Origin of the sequence: Nocardia gamkensis NBRC 108242 (assembly GCF_001612985.1) — a bacterium.
In the GTDB taxonomy this organism is placed as follows: domain Bacteria; phylum Actinomycetota; class Actinomycetes; order Mycobacteriales; family Mycobacteriaceae; genus Nocardia; species Nocardia gamkensis.
In genome coordinates this window covers 14726-31082 of record NZ_BDBM01000023.1, presented here as the reverse complement: position 1 = coordinate 31082, position 16357 = coordinate 14726, and the positions used below count along the sequence as shown (strand labels likewise).

Below are 16357 nucleotides of genomic sequence, written 5' to 3'. Positions count from 1 at the left end.
TGTCCCGGGTCAGCGCAAGGTGGCGCAGAGGTAGACCGCGGCACCGACCGACGGCCGGGTTCCGCATTCCGATCGCGCTGCGCGCAACCCGTGAGTACCCGGCCGTGGTGCGCGATCGTGAACTGATGACGACCACCGAGGCGAAATCCACTACCGACTCCGAACTGGATGCGATCTTCGGCCCGATATTCGACCGGATCGCCCAGGGCGCCGTAGCGCGAGAAATCGATCGCACCCTGCCCTACGACGAGGTCGGCGAGCTGCGTGCGGCGAAATTCGGCGCGCTGCGCGTTCCGGTCGAGTCCGGCGGATACGGCGTCACCGTCCGGCAGCTGTTCCGGTTGCTCATCGAACTCGCCGCCGCCGAATCGAACCTGCCGCAGGCGCTGCGGGTGCACTTCTCGTTCGTCGAGGACCAACTGCTGGCCGACCAGGGGCCCGAGCGAGAACGTTGGTTGCGTGCGGTGGCCGAGGGCACGCTGGTGGGCAACGCGATCACCGAACCGGGCGTCGGCGCGGTGGACCGCTACCGCACCACACTCACCGAAGACGGCGGACGGTGGCTGCTCAACGGTGTGAAGTACTACAGCACGGGATCGCTGTACGCGGACTACATCCTGGCCGCCGCCGACCGCGAGGGTGAGCGCGTCGGCGTTCTGGTGGACGCACACGCCGAGGGAGTGCGTCAGCACGACGACTGGGACGGCTTCGGCCAGCGGCTGACGGCCAGCGGCACTACCGAATTCACCGACGTGGTGGTGACCGAGGATCGAATTCTCGGTCCCGGCTACGGCGCGCCCGGCCCGACCTACGCGACCTCCTATCTGCAACTGGTCCAGCTCTCGGTGCTCGCGGGCATCGCCAAGCGCGCCGAGCGCGACATCCGGGAGTGGGTCGCGGGGCGCACCCGCGGCTACACGCACTCCACCGCCGACCTGCCCAGGCACGACCCGCTGGTGCAGCAGGTGATCGGGCGCCTCTCGGCGGCCGCGTTCGCCGCCGAAGCCAGTGTGCTCGCCGTCGCCGACGTGCTCGACGAGGTGCTGGCGGGCGGCGCGAAGGACGAGAGCGCCCTGGTGGCGGCCGAACTCGCCGCGGCCCGGGCTCAGCTGGCCGTCATCGACCTGGTGCTGCCCGCCACGTCGCTGCTGTTCGAAGTGGGCGGTGCTTCGGTGGTCGCCGAACGGCTGCGGTTGGATCGGCACTGGCGCAACGCCCGCACCATCTCGGTGCACAACCCCGCGATCCAGAAGGCGCGGGCCATCGGCGATCATCTGCTCAACGGCGCCGACCTGCCGTTCGCGTGGAGCGCGGGGGAGCGCACCGGGGGAGCGCCGCAGTGACCCGCCGCATCCGGTTCAACGCTTTCGACATGAACTGTGTCGCCCATCAGTCACCCGGGCTGTGGCGGCATCCCGACGACCAGTCGCACCGCTACAAAGAGCTGGGCTACTGGACCGAGCTGGCGAAGCTGCTGGAACGCGGCCGTTTCGACGGCATCTTCATCGCCGACGTGCTGGGCACCTACGACGTATACGGCGGCAACGACGTCGCCGCGCTGCGCCAAGGTGCGCAGATCCCGGTGGCCGACCCGCTGCTGCTGGTCTCCGCCATGGCCGCGGTGACCGAGCATCTCGGGTTCGGCATCACCACCGGCACCGGCTTCGAGCACCCGTACCCGTTCGCGCGGCGGTTGTCGACGCTCGACCATCTCACCGACGGCAGGCTCGGCTGGAATGTGGTGACCGGCTATCTGCCCTCGGCGGCGCGCAACTTCGGCGCCGCCGACCAGCTCGACCACGACGAGCGCTACAACCAGGCCGACGAGTACCTCGAGGTGCTGTACAAGCTGTGGGAAGGCTCGTGGGAGGACGACGCGGTGGTCCGCGACGCGACCGCGGGCGTCTACGTGGACCCGGCCAAGGTGCACCACATCGGTCATCGCGGCGCGCACTACACCGTGCCGGGCATCCATCTCTCGGAGCCGTCGCCGCAACGGACGCCGGTGATCTACCAGGCGGGAGCCTCGCCGCGCGGCGTGCGTTTCGCGGCGGAGAACGCGGAAGCCATCTTCATCGCGGGTCCATCGAAACGGGTGCTGGCGCAGACGGTCGCCCGGATCAGGGACGCGCTGGAAGCGGCGGGCCGTGCCCGGGACGCGGCGCGCGTCTACGCTCTCGCGACGATCATCACCGACGCGACCGATGAGGCGGCACGGCGCAAGCACGAGGAGTACCTGTCCTACGCCAGTGTCGAAGGCGGTTTGGTGTTCATGTCCGGCTGGATGGGCATCGACCTGTCCCGCTACGACCTCGACGACCCGATCGGCCAGGTGGAGAGCAACGCGATCCAGTCGGCGGTCGCGGCGTTCCAGGAATTCGACGACGACGGCCGGGAGTGGACCGTCCGCGATATCGGCAAGTGGGCCGGGATCGGCGGCATGGGCCCGGTGTTCGTCGGCTCCGGGGAGACGGTCGCCGATCTGCTCCAGGAGTGGGCCGCCGAGACCGATCTGGATGGGTTCAACCTGGCCTACGCGATCACCCCGGGCTCGTTCGAAGACATTGTGCGGCATGTTGTTCCGGCGTTGACCGCCCGAGGCGCCTACACCGAGGAATACGTGCCGGGCACCCTGCGCAATGCGCTGTTCGGCACCGGTGACCGGTTGCCCGCGGAACACCGCGGCGCGAGCTACCGGTTGGGTGGTGTTGGATCGACCGCTTTGCCGGACGAGGTTTCGCGAGCGGGAGCAACGGCCGAGACGCACTCGTAACGTAGTCGGACGGCGCCGGACGCCCCCGGTCCGGCGCTGCCCGGCGACGCGATCAGAGAGCGGCGAGAAATATCCCGGCTACCGCCTCCAGCCCCGCCCGATCGATGTCATCGAAACGGGCCGGCCGCGGACTGTCGAGATCGAATACCCCGATCAGATCCCCGTCCCGAACCAGCGGCACGACGATTTCCGAACGGGTGTCGGCATCGCAGGCGATATGGCCGTCGAACGCGTGCACATCCGGCACGAGTTGAGTGGTCCTCGATTCGGCCGCAGTGCCGCACACACCTTTTCCGAGCGCGATGCGCACACACGCGGGCTTGCCCTGAAACGGGCCGACGACCAATTCCCGCCCGTCGTAGAAATAGAAACCCACCCAATTCACATCGGGTAGCGCGTGGAATACCAGCGCGGAGAGATTGGCGGCGTTCGCGATGCGGTCGGTCTCGTCCGCGACCAGCGCCTCGGCCTGCGCGGCGAGCTGTCGGTACTGCTCGGGGCGGTCTCCGGTCAAATCGGCGGCGACGAACGACATGGCCCGAATGGTACGCGCTCGGAATTCGCTGTCTGCCCATTCATTCTCGGTGATCGCAACACTCTGCCCGCAACTGGCGGGCATCGCATCATCCCTGCATGACATCGCAGCAATCCGTTTCCCGTTCCACTCGTTCGGCCGCGGTTATCGGCGCCGGACAGACCGGCGTCACTGCGGCGCTGGGACTTCTCGACGCCGGTTTCGGCGTCACCATCTACAGCGAGCGTGATCAGCGCTCCTTGCGTGACGATGTGCCCGCCACCGGCACCGCGCTCGAATTCGGTGAGACCCAGCAGGCCGAGGCCGCGCTGGGATTGGACAGCTACACCGCGCGGGCGCCCCGGCACACCGGCCTGAGTGTGCGCATCGCCGGACCCGGACCCGATCGTCCCGAATTGATCCAATTCGACGGTCATTTCGACGGATACGTCGGCGTAGCGGTGGACACCAGGCTCAAGGCCGACGAGCGGCTCACCGCGTTCCTGGAGCGCGGCGGCCGGTTCGTGGTCGAGCAGGTGACGCCGGAGACGCTCGACGGCATCGCCGCCGCCAACGACCTCACGTTGGTCGCGAGCGGACGTGGCGGACTGTCGGACCTGTTCCCCGTCGACGCGCGGCGCACCCCCTACGACGCGCCGCAGCGCTCGCTGCTCACCGTCACCGTGACCGGAATCGGGCACGACGAGAACGTTTTCGCTCATCGCAGCGTCGCGGGTGGCGCGCACAGCGGCTTCTCCATCCTCGCCGACCAGGGTGAAGGGTGGTGGGGCCCCTATCTGCACAAGGACGCGGGGCCGAGCTGGGCGTTCCTCGGCTGGGCGCGTCCCGGCAGCGACTGGGAGAAGCGTTTCGCCGCGGCGGACTCCGCCGAGTCGGCGCACCGCATCGTGCAAGACCTCTACCGCGACTACATCGACTGGGATCTGCCGGAGGTGCTGGCCACCACGACCATCCCCGAGGACCCGCACTCGTGGCTGAAAGGCGCTGTGCGCCCGGTGGTGCGGGCGGGTGTGGGGCGCACCGCGGGCGGGCACGTGGTCGCCGCGCTCGGTGACACCGCCATCGCCTACGACCCGATCGCCGGGCAGGGCGCGCAGAGCGGCCTGATCCAGGCACAGCGGCTGGTCGCGGCGGCCGCCGTGCACGACGGACCGTTCGACGAGGCGTGGATCGCGCGGCAGTACGCGGCGTTCCTGGCCGCCCGTGGTGACGCGGCCAACAAGGTGACCAGGCTGTTCCTCAGCGATCCCGAGCTGGGCGAGATCGGCAACGCGTTCTTCGCCGCGGCGGCTGTCGACCCGGCGTTCGCCTCGGCGCTGGTCGGCCTGCTGCATCGTCCGCAGCCGTTCCTACCGGTCGACTCGCCGGAAGCGGTCAACGAGTTCATCACGCGGGTCACCGGCCAGGACGCCGCCGCGCTGCTGGGCCGGTTCGCGCCCGCGGGCACGTTCAGCAGGTCGAGCTACTCGGCCGCGCTCGCCGACGCCTGATCCGAATCGCACAGATTCAAAACCTCGTCCCGACCCGGGGCCGGTGCTGGAGTGAGAGGAGCGCCGGACGCATGCGTGGCGTCCGGCCTCCGATCCGACGGCTTCCCCCCGAAAACCATGGAGCAGCTATGACCACGGAGCAGATCGCCGAGCAGATCCGGTTCGCCTACTGGGTGCCCAACGTCAGCGGGGGATTGGTCACCAGCGACATCGAACAGCGCACCGGCTGGGATTTCGAGTACAACAAGAAGCTCGCGCGGACCGCGGAGAACAACGGCTTCGACTACGCGCTGTCCCAGGTGCGCTATACCGCCTCCTACGGCGCCGAATACCAGCACGAATCGACCTCGTTCAGTCTCGCGCTGCTCGGCGCCACCGAACGGCTGAAGGTCATCGCGGCCGTGCATCCCGGGCTGTGGCACCCGGCGGTGCTCGCCAAGTTCGGCGCCACCGCCGATCACTTGTCCAACGGCCGGTTCGCCATCAACGTCGTCTCCGGCTGGTTCGCCGGAGAATTCACCGCGCTCGGCGAGCCGTGGCTCGAGCACGACGAGCGCTACCGGCGCAGCGCGGAATTCCTCGAGGTGATCCGCAAGATCTGGACCGAGGACAACGTGAACTACGGCGGCGACTTCTATCGCATCCGGGACTTCACCCTGAAGCCCAAGCCGTTGAACACCCCCGAGCGCCCCAATCCCGAACTGTTCCAGGGCGGTAACTCTACCGCCGCCCGGCGCAACGGCGGACGCTACGCCGACTGGTACTTCTCCAACGGCAAGGACTTCGACGGCGTCACCGAACAGCTCGACGACCTGCGCGCCGTCGCACGCGCCCACGATCGCGAGGTGAAGTTCGGGCTCAACGGCTTCATCATCGCCCGCGATACCGAAAAGGAGGCCCGCGATACCCTGCGCGAGATCGTCGCGAAGGCGAACAAGCCCGCGGTGGAGGGTTTCCGGGACGCGGTGCAGCAGGCGGGCGCGTCCACCAAGGATCGCAAGGGCATGTGGGCCGACTCGACGTTCGAAGACCTGGTGCAGTACAACGACGGTTTCCGCACCCAGCTGATCGGTACGCCGGAGCAGGTGGCCGAGCGGATCGTCGCCTACAAGCAGCTCGGCGTCGACCTGATCCTCGGCGGCTTCCTGCACTTCCAGGAGGAGATCGAGTACTTCGGCGCGAAGGTGCTCCCGCTGGTGCGCGAGCTGGAAGCCGCGCAGCGGCCTGTCGCGGCGGTGAACTGATGACCGCGGTCGCCGCCGATCGCATCCTGTCGGCGGCACAGGCGTTCGCGGTCGCGCAGCGGCTGGCGGCGGACTTCGCGCCGGGGGCCGCGGAACGCGACCGGGATCGCCTGCTGCCGTACGCGGAGATCGATCGGCTGGCGGCCAGTGGCTTGCTCGCGATCACCGTGCCCGCGGCCTACGGTGGCGCGGATCTGCCGCCGAGTGCGGTCGCGGAAGTGACGCGAACCCTCGCCACCGCCGACCCGAATATCGCGCAAATCCCGCACAGCCACTTCGTGTACGTGAACCTGCTCCGGCTCGCGGGCACGCCGCAGCAGCAGGCGCGATACTTCGGCCGGGTGCTCGACGGTGGGCGCATCGCCAACGCGCAGTCCGAGCGCGGCGGCGCGACCGTCGCCGACATCGCGACCACGTTGCGGCCGACAGGTGACCGATTCCGCGTGGACGGCGTGAAGTACTACTGCACCGGATCGCTGTTCGCCGACCTGTTCGCGGTGCTCACCCGGCTGGACGATCCCGAGGGACGCGCAGGCCTCGAGCCAGGGGAGTACATCGCCTACCTGCCCGCGAACACCCCCGGTGTGCGCGTGGTGGACGACTGGAACGGGCTCGGGCAGCGCACCACCGGCAGCGGAACGGTGTCCTTCGAGGAGGTGCTCGTCGACCGCGACCAGGTGATCCCCCGCTCCGGCGCGGTACGCGCACCTACCGGCTACGGAGCGTTCGCGCAGCTGCTGCACGCCGCCATCGACACCGGCATCGCGCGGGGTGCGCTCAGCGCCGCAACGGAGTTCGTGCGCACGAGAAGCCGCCCGTGGTTCGAGGCAGGGGTGGCGAACGCGGCGGACGACCCGTTGTTGATCCAGCGCTTCGGTGAGCTGTCGGTCGCGGTCACCGCCGCCGAGGCGACGCTCTCGTCGGCCGGATGGGCCGTGGACGCGGCCACCAGGACCGATCCGGGCGTCGACGGCGTCGCCCGGGCGTCCCTGGCCGCGGCGACCGCCAAAGTGCTCGCCGACCGCGCGGCCAACGACGTGTCCGCCGCGCTGTTCGAAGTCGGCGGAACGCGCAGCGCCGCGGCGGATCTGAACTTGCACCACTTCTGGCGCAACGCGCGCACGCACACCCTGCACGATCCGGTGCGCTGGAAGTACCAGCACATCGGAAGGGCCCTGCTGCACGATGCCGCGCCGCCGCTGCACGGTGTGATCTGAAAGGAGACGGAATGACAGTCACCGTCGTCGTCGGAAATCCGAAACCCGCCTCACGCACGCTCACCGCGGCCACCCTGGTCGCGAAGGGGCTGCGGCCGGAGGCGGAACCCACCGTGATCGACTTGGTCGAGTTCGGACCCGGCCTGCTCGGCTGGGGTGACCCGGCCGTGTCGGAGGCGGTGCGCACCGTGGCGGGCTCGGAACTCGTAGTCTTCGCCAGTCCCACCTTCAAGGCCACCTACACCGGGCTGCTGAAGCTGTTCCTCGAACAGTTCGAGGGCGGAACCGGCCTGGAAGGCGTGCTCGCGGTGCCGGTGATGCTCGGCGCGGGACCGGCCCACGCCCTCGCACCCGACCTGTTGCTCAAGCCCGTGCTCGTCGAAATCGGGGCCACCGCGGCACTACCCGGGCTCTACCTGTCCGATCGCACATTCGCGGAGGACGGCGTCATCGACCGGTACAGTGGTCGGTGGCGTTCGGTCGCCCAGGCACTGGCCCACAGCTCGAAGGCTGCGAATCATGCATGACCTGTTCGAATTTCCCGCCGACGGAGCCGGCCTGCGTCGCGCGTTCGCCAATTTCCCCAGCGGTGTCGTCGCGGTGTGCGCCGAAATCGACGGAACCCCGCATGGTCTGGCGGTGAGCACGTTCGTCCCCGTCTCGCTGGACCCGCCCCTGGTCTCGTTCTGCGTGCAGAACTCCTCGGCCACCTGGCCCAAGCTCGCCGCCGCGAGCCACCTCGGCCTCAGCCTGCTCGGCACCGACCAGCAGGCCGCCGCCCGCTCGCTCGGCACCCGCGACGGCGACCGCTTCCGCGACATCCGGCTGCACCGCGGTTCGGGCGACGCCGTGTTCATCGACGGCGCGTCCGCCTGGATCGAGGGCGTCCAGGAGGCGCATGTACCGGCCGGCGACCACGCCGTCGTCATCCTGCGTATCCACCGCATCGCCAGCCGCACCGACGTCGACCCTCTGGTTTTCCATGGCAGCAAGTTCCGCCGGTTGCGCGCAGAAACGGCGAACGGGGCGGCCTGACGGCCCGGGATTCGGCTCACCCGCAGCGCTGTGGGAGACTCGGGCGTCTCCTATGGAAAGGTCCGGCCATGACGCTCGGGATGGTTCTCGGTGATCAGCCGCGCACTTCGGCGCGGGCGTAGACAAATCACTGACCCTGTGCGGTAACACAGGTCTTTCGCGACTCCGCGGCGAAGTGCTCGTCGTGCCCATGCACGTTCGATCACGAGGAGTACGCGGTGTCCACCGTTTCCTGGACCGAAGACGACATCTGTTCGACCGCCCGCTGGCATTCCGAGAACGGCGCACTGCCGTCCGATGCCATTGTGCTGGTCGACGACTCGACAACCGCTGACGTGGCCTGCCGAATGGCGCGAGCGGGAACCGGCATGCTGTGGCGCGGTGATTTCCACAATGCGCGGCAGCTGCTGCGAGCTATGGGACGGCGGGTCGATCGGAAGGCGCCACTGGGCGGCGACCCGGCCGAAGCGTTCCGGCGGTATCGCGCGTCGCGTCGGCGGCGCGCGGAAGTGCTCGGCAAGTTGCTCGTATTGCTGGAAGACGACTATTCGCTGACATTGCGCCGCGCCCCCGATGTGCGGCGCGCGTGCACCGAGGCGTACGGCGCACCGGCAGGGCGCACCGTGGTGGCGCTCACCGAGTTGCTCGGCGTGCTGGGTGCTGCGCAGTGGCGGGAGAAGGGGGTGTACGTGCCCGCCCTCGGCGAGCGCATTCATCCGCACTATGGCGTGTTCTCCCCGGTACGCGGCGAGTACGTCGATCTCGTCGCGTCCGCGCCACCACCCGCGCGGGTCGAGACAGCGTTCGATCTCGGTACGGGTACCGGCGTGCTCGCCGCGATCCTCGCTCGCCGCGGATGCGGTCGAATCATCGCCACGGACAATAGCCTTCGCGCACTGACCTGCGCCCGCGCCAATCTCGACCGGCTGGGCCTGTCATCCGTCGCCGTGCGAGGCCCGGCTCTCTTCCCGGACGGCAAGGCCGATCTCGTCGTGTGCAATCCGCCGTGGCTCCCCGGCACGCCGACCTCCGCACTGGAAGGCGGCGTCTACGACGAGAACTCGTCCATGCTGCACGCCTTCCTCTCCGGTCTCCGCGCCCACTTGCGGCCTGGTGGCGAAGGCTGGTTGATCCTCTCCGACCTCCCCGAACACCTCGGCCTGCGCACTCGAAACGAACTCCTGCACCGCATCACGACCGCCGGCCTCGGCATCACCGCCCAACTGACCACCCGCCCCACCCACCATCGAGCCCACAATCCCACCTCTCCCCTGCACCACGCCCGCGCCCGAGAAACCACCTCCCTCTACCGCCTGACACCTCGTTGAGCGGCAGATGACGGAGAGGTCACTCGCGATCTCCCTCCATCGTGTGCGTTCCCGCCTGAGCCCGTGTTCAGCGCAGGGCGAGCGGTGTCTCGGAGGCGACGCGGGTCAGCTTTTCCGGGTTGCGGACGAAGTAGAGGCCGGTGATGTGGTCGTCCTCGACGTGGAAGGCCATGATGCCGTCGAGCACGCCGTCCAGGCTCAGCGCCAGTGCGAGGTGTCCGTTGATCAGGATGGTTTCGCAACTCAGATCGCCCTGGACCTTGCCGGTGCCGCCGGTGATGTAGCGGGCGACCTTCTCGGCGCCGATGACGGGCTGTAGTGCGGCTCGCTTGATGCCGCCGCCGTCGCTCATGAGCACGACATGCGGGGCGAGCACGTCGAGCAGGCCTTGGGGATCGCCGGATTCGAGCGCACGCTGGAACGCCTCCACCGACGCGCGGGCCTGGCTCGGCGATACCACCGAACGCGGGCGGCGGGCCTCGACGTGGCGTCGGGCGCGGTGCGCGATCTGACGGACGGTCGGCGGGGTCTTGCCGACCGCCGCCGCGATCTCGTCATAGTCGACGGCGAAGACCTCGCGCAACACGAAGACGGCACGTTCGGTGGGCGAGAGCGTCTCGAGGACGAGCATCATCGCCATCGACATGTTCTCGGCGAGCTCGACGTGCTCGGCGACGTCGGGTGTGGTGAGCATCGGCTCCGGCAGCCAGGGGCCGACGTACGACTCTCTGCGGCGCTTCATCGTGCGCAGCCTGTTGAGCGACTGCCGGGTAGTGATCCGGACCAGGTAGGCACGTTCATCGCTCACTTGCTCCAGGTCGGCTTTCACCCATCGCAGCCAGGTTTCCTGGAGAACGTCCTCGGCGTCGGCAGCCGAGCCGAGCATCTCGTAGGCGACGGTGAACAACAGGTCGCGGTGGGCGACGAAAGTGTCGGTCGCATGGTCGCTCATCTTCTCGACCCTTCTCCTCGGGAGTGGGCTGCACTCGGTCCGGGCCGTCAGCTCGTGAAAGGTTCGAGGGCGAACCGGCCCCACGCGATGAATACCGCCACCGCGAGATACGCCGAGTTCAGCACAACGAACTTGTACTCCCCGATCCGACCGTGGGTGATCATCGCGCCGACCATGAGCCCGACCCAGCAGACGGCCGTGACCGGCACCATCACCGGGGCGATGTCGAGTACGGCGGGCAGGATCAGACCGGCCGCCGCCAGGATCTGCAGAACCCCCAGCCCCTTGACGAAGCCGTCGCCGGCAGCGGCGGTCCATTCCCCGCCGGGCGACGCGGCGAGCTTCTCCCGAGGGACGAACGCCTTGGTGATGCCGCCGAAGAGGGCGAGGGCGGCCAACAGTGCCGTAGCGATCCACAGTGCGATGTTCATCGGAAACTCCTCCGTCTCTGGTGTGTCGGCATCCAGACACCGCGCGAGCGAACACTGTGACAAGTTAGTGAGCTATATCACACAATGCAGGACCCGCCTCCCCCGAAGCCCAGGAGCCTCGCTCACCGCTTCGTGCAGCCCGAGCTGCGTAGGTGCCGTCCCCCGCCGCCTGGCGCCTCGTGAGTGGCACATGACGGAGGGGCCTTCGCGTATCGCCGCAGCCGTGTGGCACTCGACGGTGAGGGCCTACGGTCGGCGGGTTGTCCGATCCGCTGCACTCCTCGAGAGTTGGATGGCCGCAGCGGGCGCCGAAATCACTGCCGGTGCGGCCGCCGCCGACGAAGAGTGCGCAGCGTGGTTGTCCTCGGCGCGCAGTGACGCAGTTGTCGTCGAGTGTGTCGTGGGCGTATCGATCTGTGCTGGAGCATGCGCCCGATGCTCCATTCGGAGGCGGGCGCAGCCGGAGCCCGGACGCGAAGCGGCCCTACCCGGAAGGGGACCGGGCGGGGCCGCCGCTGTATCTGGATTGCCCGCCCTATTTCTCCAGCTTCTCCAACATCCAAGTGCCGACGGCGTACATGTCGTCAGCGGGGATGGCGCGCGTGTAATGCAGCGGTGGGGTTATCCAGCGGATCCGACGCCATCCTATGGATGGACGGATGACCCATCCGCCGTATTCGCGGCGAGAATTCCACTGGAGTTTCCTGGTGTAGCCGGGCGGGCGGGAGACACCCCGGAACCGGAGGTGCAGGGTTTGGCGCAACGGGGGTGGTCTCCTTGCGGACCTCATCCGTCCCGGTGCCCCAGGTAGCTCGCATGACGATCTTGCCCTGCCACACGCCGGGCAGGCAGTCCAACGCGAACGTGCAGGCACGGTCAGCTGCCTGCGCGACCGGCGTGGTGGTGAGCGTCTGCCCGGCGAGCAGTGCGGCGCCGACAGCGACAACCGTGACGGCTGCCCGAATGACGTTGTATCTCATGGATATCCTCCATTACCTACTGCTCCCCCACCCCACGGGAGAGATCAGAACCGCCCCATGCGGCGGACGCTCAGTACTCCCGTGAGGTATCGGGCTTCATCCGGCCCGCGCTGATCAGGGTTTGCCGTGCTGCCGCCTTACGCCGGCACTCGTCTGCGCGGCACCCGCGATGCCGCTGCATCGTTTGGTGTGCCTCTTGGACGCCGAGGTCGTGATCGGGTGCGTCGTGCGGGAACCCTCTGGCCCACAACGTGTTATCCATTCGCTGCTCAGTCACGTAAGCCTTGACCGTGTCGGGGTCAGCGGGAACCTGCCACCACATCGAAGCCGCGACTACCGGCACCATGACCACGAGTGCGGCGCCGAGACCGATCGCGAAGGTGATCAATCCATTCATGCCGATCACATCCCAGAGGGGAACATCGTCGGGATCTGCGAGGGCCACTTGTGCCCCCGCTCGTACGTCTGCTCGAGCGTCACGAGGTCGCACAGTTCCGTGATCGCCCGCCGGAGCCCGGCGGCATGATGAAGGCTCGGCGCGATCACTGCGGCAGCGTCCGCCTGGTGGATGCCCTGCACGAGAATCAGACCCATGGTCTTCGCGCTGGCGTCGAACTTCAGTGTGTCGATCAGGAAGTAGTTGTGCTCTATGGCGAGGCGCTCGATCGCTCTCTCGTCTCCGGGCACGTCGACCCGCAGGAATCCGATCGCGTTCGGTCCGAGGCTGATGGCTCAGCCCTCCGGGTACCGGACGTGGCCGGGGATGATCCGTATGGGAGTGACCACACTGCACACCGCGGTGACCGCGTCCATCATGGGCTCGGGAATGTGGCGCTCGTCCGCGATCGCAACATCCGCGGCGTGGTGCTCGTGGACCCGCGCGAGTAACCAGGTCGCCGTGTCGGGCTCGATCTCCTCACGGGGCGTGAGCATTTCGATGAGCGTGTAGCCGACGCGGTCGGCCAGTTCGCGGATCGTCGTCGCGTCCTGTCGCGGATCGTCAGCCAAGTCTTTGCGCACGAAACCGATTGCCTTCGCGGTCATGCCGTCCTCACTGCTGGGTGCCGTTGGTGTGCACCCGGCGCCGGGGCTCTCGCCATCGAGCGGCGGCTCAGTGCTACCGATGGACTGGCATCACCCGGCGTCGGGTGCCTACCAGCACTTTCCAGCGGAAATACCGACGATTGAATCCACGTGACTACTACGGAAGATCTACGCTGGCATTCACGGACGGACGCACAGATGGGCCAGATCAGATGATCGTGACCACGTGGACGGGGGTCGAGGTTCGTGCATTACGCACCGCGGCGTTGCGTGTCAGCCAGCCGGAGTTCGCTGAGATCCTCGGGTTCACCGTCGCAGTCGTGCGCAAGTGGGAGGGTCGGCGCGAAACCATAGAGCTGTCAGGCAAGTGCGCTGCGGCAATGGATACCCTGCTCGATCGGCTTACTGATTCCGAGCGGGCGCGGTTCGAAGCCGCACTCATGCCGGGGCCGCGCCCAACGAGCATGCGGGCGGCGGCTGACACCTTCGAGAGCCCAACGGACATCGCGCGGCGTGTACAGGGCCTGTCCGAGCTGGAGGCGGACGGCAACGTCCTCGACATCCTGACGATCGCCGTCGACGACGTCATCGCCCGCTACGAACTGGAAGGTCCGCGCCGACTGGCACCGGAAGTGATCACGGCGCGCCACCAGGTAGAGGTGATGCTCGGCCAGCGTCGGCACCCCGCCCAGCTGCACACGCTCTATGCGATCGCGGCCCGTCTGTCGGGCGTTCTCGGCTACATGGCGGTCAACCGCGGACGATTCGGGCACGCCCGGATGTACTGCCGCGAGGCATTCGCCATCTGTGAACTGCTCGGCGACACAGACCTGCAGGCATGGGTGAAAGGCACCGAGAGCTTCTGCGCCTACTACCAAGGCGACTATGCGACAGCTGTCCGGACATCCTACGAGGGACTGGACTTGGCGAACGGTGGCCCGCAGTCCATCCGCCTGTACTCGAACGGGCTGGCGCGTGCTCTCGGCAAGGTTGGAGACTCGACCGGTGTCGCGGCGGCGATCGCCGCCGCGACAACTGCAGCAGCCGCGCTCGACACTGGGCCGGGACTGACTCCCGCCTTGACTTTCGCTCCGTACGGGGAGGCGCGGCTGATGGCGAACGCGGCCACCGCGTTCCTCTCAGCCGGTGAGTATGAGCGCTGCCTCGACTACGGGCAGCAGGTGGAGGATCGAGTCGCCGAATCCGACTCGGTATGGAGCCGGTCTCTGGTGCGGCTCGACATGGCGACCGCGATGCTCGGTGCCGGACGGCGTCGCGATGTCGAGCAGGCCGCGCAGCTCGGCGTCGAGGCGCTCGAAGTATCCAGCGATCGGCCGATCCGATCGGTCTGGCAGCGGGCACACGAACTCGGCGCGCTCATCAGAGCGATCCCTGCACGCGGCCCAGGCGAGTACCTCGACTCCTTGCAGGAGTGGTCGTCGTCCGCGCGCGAGTTCTCGGCACCGGAAGGTTAGGCGCTCAGCCGAGGGGTAGGACGGCGCGGTCGGTCCAGCGATACTGGCGGCCGTCGCGGCGCAACTCGACGAGGTCGACCTTGTTCACGCGCACGCTGACCGGCGGCAGATCTCGCAGCGCGGCCACGTCGGCGATCAGCGCCGCAGCATTCTGGGGGCGGTTGATGTAGCCGATTCCGAGGTGCGGCCGGAGCGCGGTTGTCTCGGCGAGGTGACTCGTCGGCCGGTGCACGGCGGTCGCCTCGCGAAGAGCGCGGTGCAGCCTGAGCAGGTTGTCCCATGGGGCGACCGAGAATCGCAGCGCGCTACGGGATCCGGTCAGCGGCCCGACCTCGACGTCGAACGGCGCGATGTCGGCCAGCCGTGAACGTGCCGCAGTGGCGATACCCGCGAGCTGTTCACCGGAGACGTCGCCGACCTTGCCGACACTCAGCAGTGTCATGTGCAGAGCGTCGAGGGGGACCGGGTCGATCCAGTCGTCGGCGAGAGTCTTCTGGCACCGCTCGGCGAGATCGGTCAGCGCCGGATCATCGAAGGTGAGATACCAGTAGTAGCCCGACTGCCCGGGCGCCCAGGACTTCAACGTCCAGTGGTCATGCACATTCCCGAGCTGACGGAACGCGGTCCAATCGTTGGAGCGAATGGCCGAAGGATCGGACGTCGATGCGGGTTGCAGCAGCGGGAATGGGCGCTTCGTGGGAACCACGCCGTGAGTGTACGGATCCACGAGCGACCATGTCCGGCAACAGATCCGCATCCGCCTGACCTGGGCCGATTCGCCCGATTCAGCTGCACGCCACCGCGAGGTGCATTGAGTACAGTGCCCTGCTGTTGTGCTGGTCTCAAAAGAAAACCCGCCCAGGTAAGGGCGGGGTTTCGTGTGGAGCCGATGACGGGAATCGAACCCGCGCTGTCTGCTTGGGAAGCAGAAGTTCTACCATTGAACTACATCGGCAGAGGCAGATGTGCCAATCGAGACTGTAGCAGAAGCCTCGTGTGGGGTGGGAAAAGTCCAGCCGACCTATTTCGCTCGACGGCCGGAAGTGGACTCGGCCTTATCGGAATTTTCGCCGGGATAGCCGTCCGGTGACGGGGTCGGGCCCGGCTCGCCGGACATCAAGTACCGGTAGACGGTCAAGCAAAGGATGAGCCACAGGGCGCCGAAGCACCAGCCGCCGAGGACGTCGGTGGTCCAGTGGACGCCGAGGTAGATGCGGGACAGGCCGACCGCTGCGACGAACAAGGCGGCGGCGATCGCCGTGCACGCGCGGAGGGCGGGTCCGTGTATGCCGGGTAGCGCGACCACCAGAACGATGCCGACCACGACGAACGAGCCCAGGCTGTGCCCGGACGGATAGGCCTGGTTGGACACGTTGATCAGGTGTTCCTCGACGGGCGGGCGGTCGCGGTCGGTCAGCCGTTTGCCGCCGCGCACCAGCAACCCACCGCCGAGCCCGGTGGTCGCGACGAGCGCGGCCGACGTCCACCGCCGCCGCCAGGACAGCACCAGGCAGGTCGCGGTGGCCAGGGCCGTCATGGCGAGCGTGCCGCCCAACACGCTGACGACCACCGCGACCGGGGTGAGTGCGTCGCTGCGGTGCGCGATCGCCCAGTCGGCGATGCCGCGATCGATCCTGCCGGGACCGCCGCCCCCGACAACGCCTGCGGTGAGAACCGCGGCGCACAGCACCAGCAACACGGTGAGTACCACGATGACGTTCCGGATGCGGGAGGAGGTCACCACTCCACGTTGCCATGCCGGACGCTGCGAGGTAACCCGGTCCGCTTCCCGCCCCGGATGGCACCGGCGACGTCGGCGAACACCAAGGGTGCAGGCCGAAGATGCCGCCTTC

General features: G+C 68.0%; 17 protein-coding genes and 1 tRNA gene. 9 read left to right on the top strand and 9 right to left on the bottom strand.

Going from position 1 to position 16357, the window contains the following annotated elements:
• Nucleotides 1-125: 125 nt before the first annotated feature.
• Both NG1_RS19925 and NG1_RS19920 read left to right on the top strand, forming a co-directional pair.
• Entirely contained in the window at nt 126-1343 is a 1218-nt protein-coding gene (locus tag NG1_RS19925) for an acyl-CoA dehydrogenase family protein (protein WP_062973124.1), read from the top strand.
• Entirely contained in the window at nt 1340-2773 is a 1434-nt protein-coding gene (locus NG1_RS19920; protein ID WP_062973121.1) for an LLM class flavin-dependent oxidoreductase, read from the top strand. Before NG1_RS19925 ends, NG1_RS19920 begins: the two co-directional genes overlap by 4 nt.
• 52 nt (nt 2774-2825) lie before the next feature.
• Here NG1_RS19920 and msrC read toward each other — a convergent pair whose 3' ends face one another.
• Entirely contained in the window at nt 2826-3308 is a 483-nt protein-coding gene (gene msrC / locus NG1_RS19915; protein ID WP_062972970.1) for a free L-methionine (R)-S-oxide reductase MsrC, read from the bottom strand.
• Between the two features lie 98 nt (nt 3309-3406).
• On the opposite strand from msrC, the gene NG1_RS19910 reads away from it, so the two are divergent.
• From NG1_RS19910 to NG1_RS19885, 6 genes are all read left to right on the top strand, one after another.
• Nucleotides 3407-4798, top strand: a complete 1392-nt coding sequence (locus tag NG1_RS19910; protein ID WP_062972961.1) for a styrene monooxygenase/indole monooxygenase family protein — start codon at nt 3407-3409, stop codon at nt 4796-4798.
• Between the two features lie 128 nt (nt 4799-4926).
• The gene (gene sfnG, locus NG1_RS19905; RefSeq protein ID WP_062972959.1) at nt 4927-6042 is read left to right on the top strand and encodes a dimethylsulfone monooxygenase SfnG; all 1116 of its coding nucleotides are present in this window, start codon (nt 4927-4929) and stop codon (nt 6040-6042) included.
• Nucleotides 6042-7259: an SfnB family sulfur acquisition oxidoreductase gene (locus tag NG1_RS19900; RefSeq protein WP_062972957.1), complete on the top strand. Its 1218-nt coding sequence runs from the start codon at nt 6042-6044 to the stop codon at nt 7257-7259. Before sfnG ends, NG1_RS19900 begins: the two co-directional genes overlap by 1 nt.
• 11 nt (nt 7260-7270) lie before the next feature.
• Nucleotides 7271-7786: an NADPH-dependent FMN reductase gene (locus tag NG1_RS19895; protein ID WP_062972955.1), complete on the top strand. Its 516-nt coding sequence runs from the start codon at nt 7271-7273 to the stop codon at nt 7784-7786.
• Nucleotides 7779-8294, top strand: a complete 516-nt coding sequence (locus NG1_RS19890; RefSeq protein ID WP_040870800.1) for a flavin reductase family protein — start codon at nt 7779-7781, stop codon at nt 8292-8294. Before NG1_RS19895 ends, NG1_RS19890 begins: the two co-directional genes overlap by 8 nt.
• 218 nt (nt 8295-8512) lie before the next feature.
• Nucleotides 8513-9622 carry a methyltransferase gene (locus tag NG1_RS19885; protein WP_062972953.1) on the top strand — a complete coding sequence of 370 codons (1110 nt, stop codon included), beginning with the start codon at nt 8513-8515 and terminating at the stop codon, nt 9620-9622.
• Nucleotides 9623-9689: 67 nt separating this feature from the next.
• On the opposite strand, the gene NG1_RS19880 is transcribed toward NG1_RS19885, so the two are convergent.
• From NG1_RS19880 to NG1_RS19855, 5 genes are all read right to left on the bottom strand, one after another.
• A complete protein-coding gene (locus tag NG1_RS19880; RefSeq protein WP_062972951.1) occupies nt 9690-10574 on the bottom strand; it encodes an RNA polymerase sigma-70 factor in 885 nt (294 codons plus the stop codon).
• Between the two features lie 47 nt (nt 10575-10621).
• The gene (locus NG1_RS19875; protein WP_062972949.1) at nt 10622-11005 is read right to left on the bottom strand and encodes a DoxX family protein; all 384 of its coding nucleotides are present in this window, start codon (nt 11003-11005) and stop codon (nt 10622-10624) included.
• Nucleotides 11006-12055: 1050 nt separating this feature from the next.
• A complete protein-coding gene (locus NG1_RS19865; protein ID WP_157114133.1) occupies nt 12056-12430 on the bottom strand; it encodes a hypothetical protein in 375 nt (124 codons plus the stop codon).
• Nucleotides 12388-12672, bottom strand: coding sequence for a hypothetical protein (locus NG1_RS19860; RefSeq protein ID WP_062972943.1), 285 nt, complete (start codon nt 12670-12672; stop codon nt 12388-12390). Before NG1_RS19860 ends, NG1_RS19865 begins: the two co-directional genes overlap by 43 nt.
• A gap of 45 nt (nt 12673-12717) precedes the next feature.
• On the bottom strand, nt 12718-13029 hold the full coding sequence (locus NG1_RS19855; RefSeq protein WP_062972942.1) for a hypothetical protein: 312 nt from the start codon (nt 13027-13029) through the stop codon (nt 12718-12720).
• 218 nt (nt 13030-13247) lie between these two features.
• Between NG1_RS19855 and NG1_RS19850 the strand changes: the two genes are divergently transcribed.
• Complete coding sequence (locus tag NG1_RS19850) at nt 13248-14504, top strand: helix-turn-helix domain-containing protein (protein WP_157114132.1); 1257 nt, start codon at nt 13248-13250, stop codon at nt 14502-14504.
• Nucleotides 14505-14508: 4 nt separating this feature from the next.
• Here NG1_RS19850 and NG1_RS19845 read toward each other — a convergent pair whose 3' ends face one another.
• The 3 genes from NG1_RS19845 to NG1_RS19835 all read right to left on the bottom strand — a co-directional run bounded on the left by NG1_RS19845 (nt 14509) and on the right by NG1_RS19835 (nt 16245).
• Entirely contained in the window at nt 14509-15210 is a 702-nt protein-coding gene (locus tag NG1_RS19845; protein ID WP_168434123.1) for a 2'-5' RNA ligase family protein, read from the bottom strand.
• A 175-nt stretch (nt 15211-15385) separates the two neighbouring features.
• Nucleotides 15386-15459: transfer RNA gene (locus tag NG1_RS19840), tRNA-Gly, on the bottom strand.
• Nucleotides 15460-15525: 66 nt separating this feature from the next.
• Complete coding sequence (locus tag NG1_RS19835) at nt 15526-16245, bottom strand: phosphatase PAP2 family protein (protein ID WP_157114131.1); 720 nt, start codon at nt 16243-16245, stop codon at nt 15526-15528.
• Nucleotides 16246-16357: the final 112 nt, after the last annotated feature.

Coding starts and splice junctions, on each gene's coding strand:
- msrC (WP_062972970.1), bottom strand. CDS start 3,308: ATGTCGTTCGTCGCCGCCGATTTGACCGGAGACCGCCCCGAGCAGTAC.
- NG1_RS19900 (WP_062972957.1), top strand. CDS start 6,042: ATGACCGCGGTCGCCGCCGATCGCATCCTGTCGGCGGCACAGGCGTTC.
- NG1_RS19875 (WP_062972949.1), bottom strand. CDS start 11,005: ATGAACATCGCACTGTGGATCGCTACGGCACTGTTGGCCGCCCTCGCC.
- NG1_RS19855 (WP_062972942.1), bottom strand. CDS start 13,029: ATGACCGCGAAGGCAATCGGTTTCGTGCGCAAAGACTTGGCTGACGAT.
- NG1_RS19895 (WP_062972955.1), top strand. CDS start 7,271: ATGACAGTCACCGTCGTCGTCGGAAATCCGAAACCCGCCTCACGCACG.
- NG1_RS19910 (WP_062972961.1), top strand. CDS start 3,407: ATGACATCGCAGCAATCCGTTTCCCGTTCCACTCGTTCGGCCGCGGTT.
- NG1_RS19890 (WP_040870800.1), top strand. CDS start 7,779: ATGCATGACCTGTTCGAATTTCCCGCCGACGGAGCCGGCCTGCGTCGC.
- NG1_RS19925 (WP_062973124.1), top strand. CDS start 126: ATGACGACCACCGAGGCGAAATCCACTACCGACTCCGAACTGGATGCG.
- sfnG (WP_062972959.1), top strand. CDS start 4,927: ATGACCACGGAGCAGATCGCCGAGCAGATCCGGTTCGCCTACTGGGTG.
- NG1_RS19880 (WP_062972951.1), bottom strand. CDS start 10,574: ATGAGCGACCATGCGACCGACACTTTCGTCGCCCACCGCGACCTGTTG.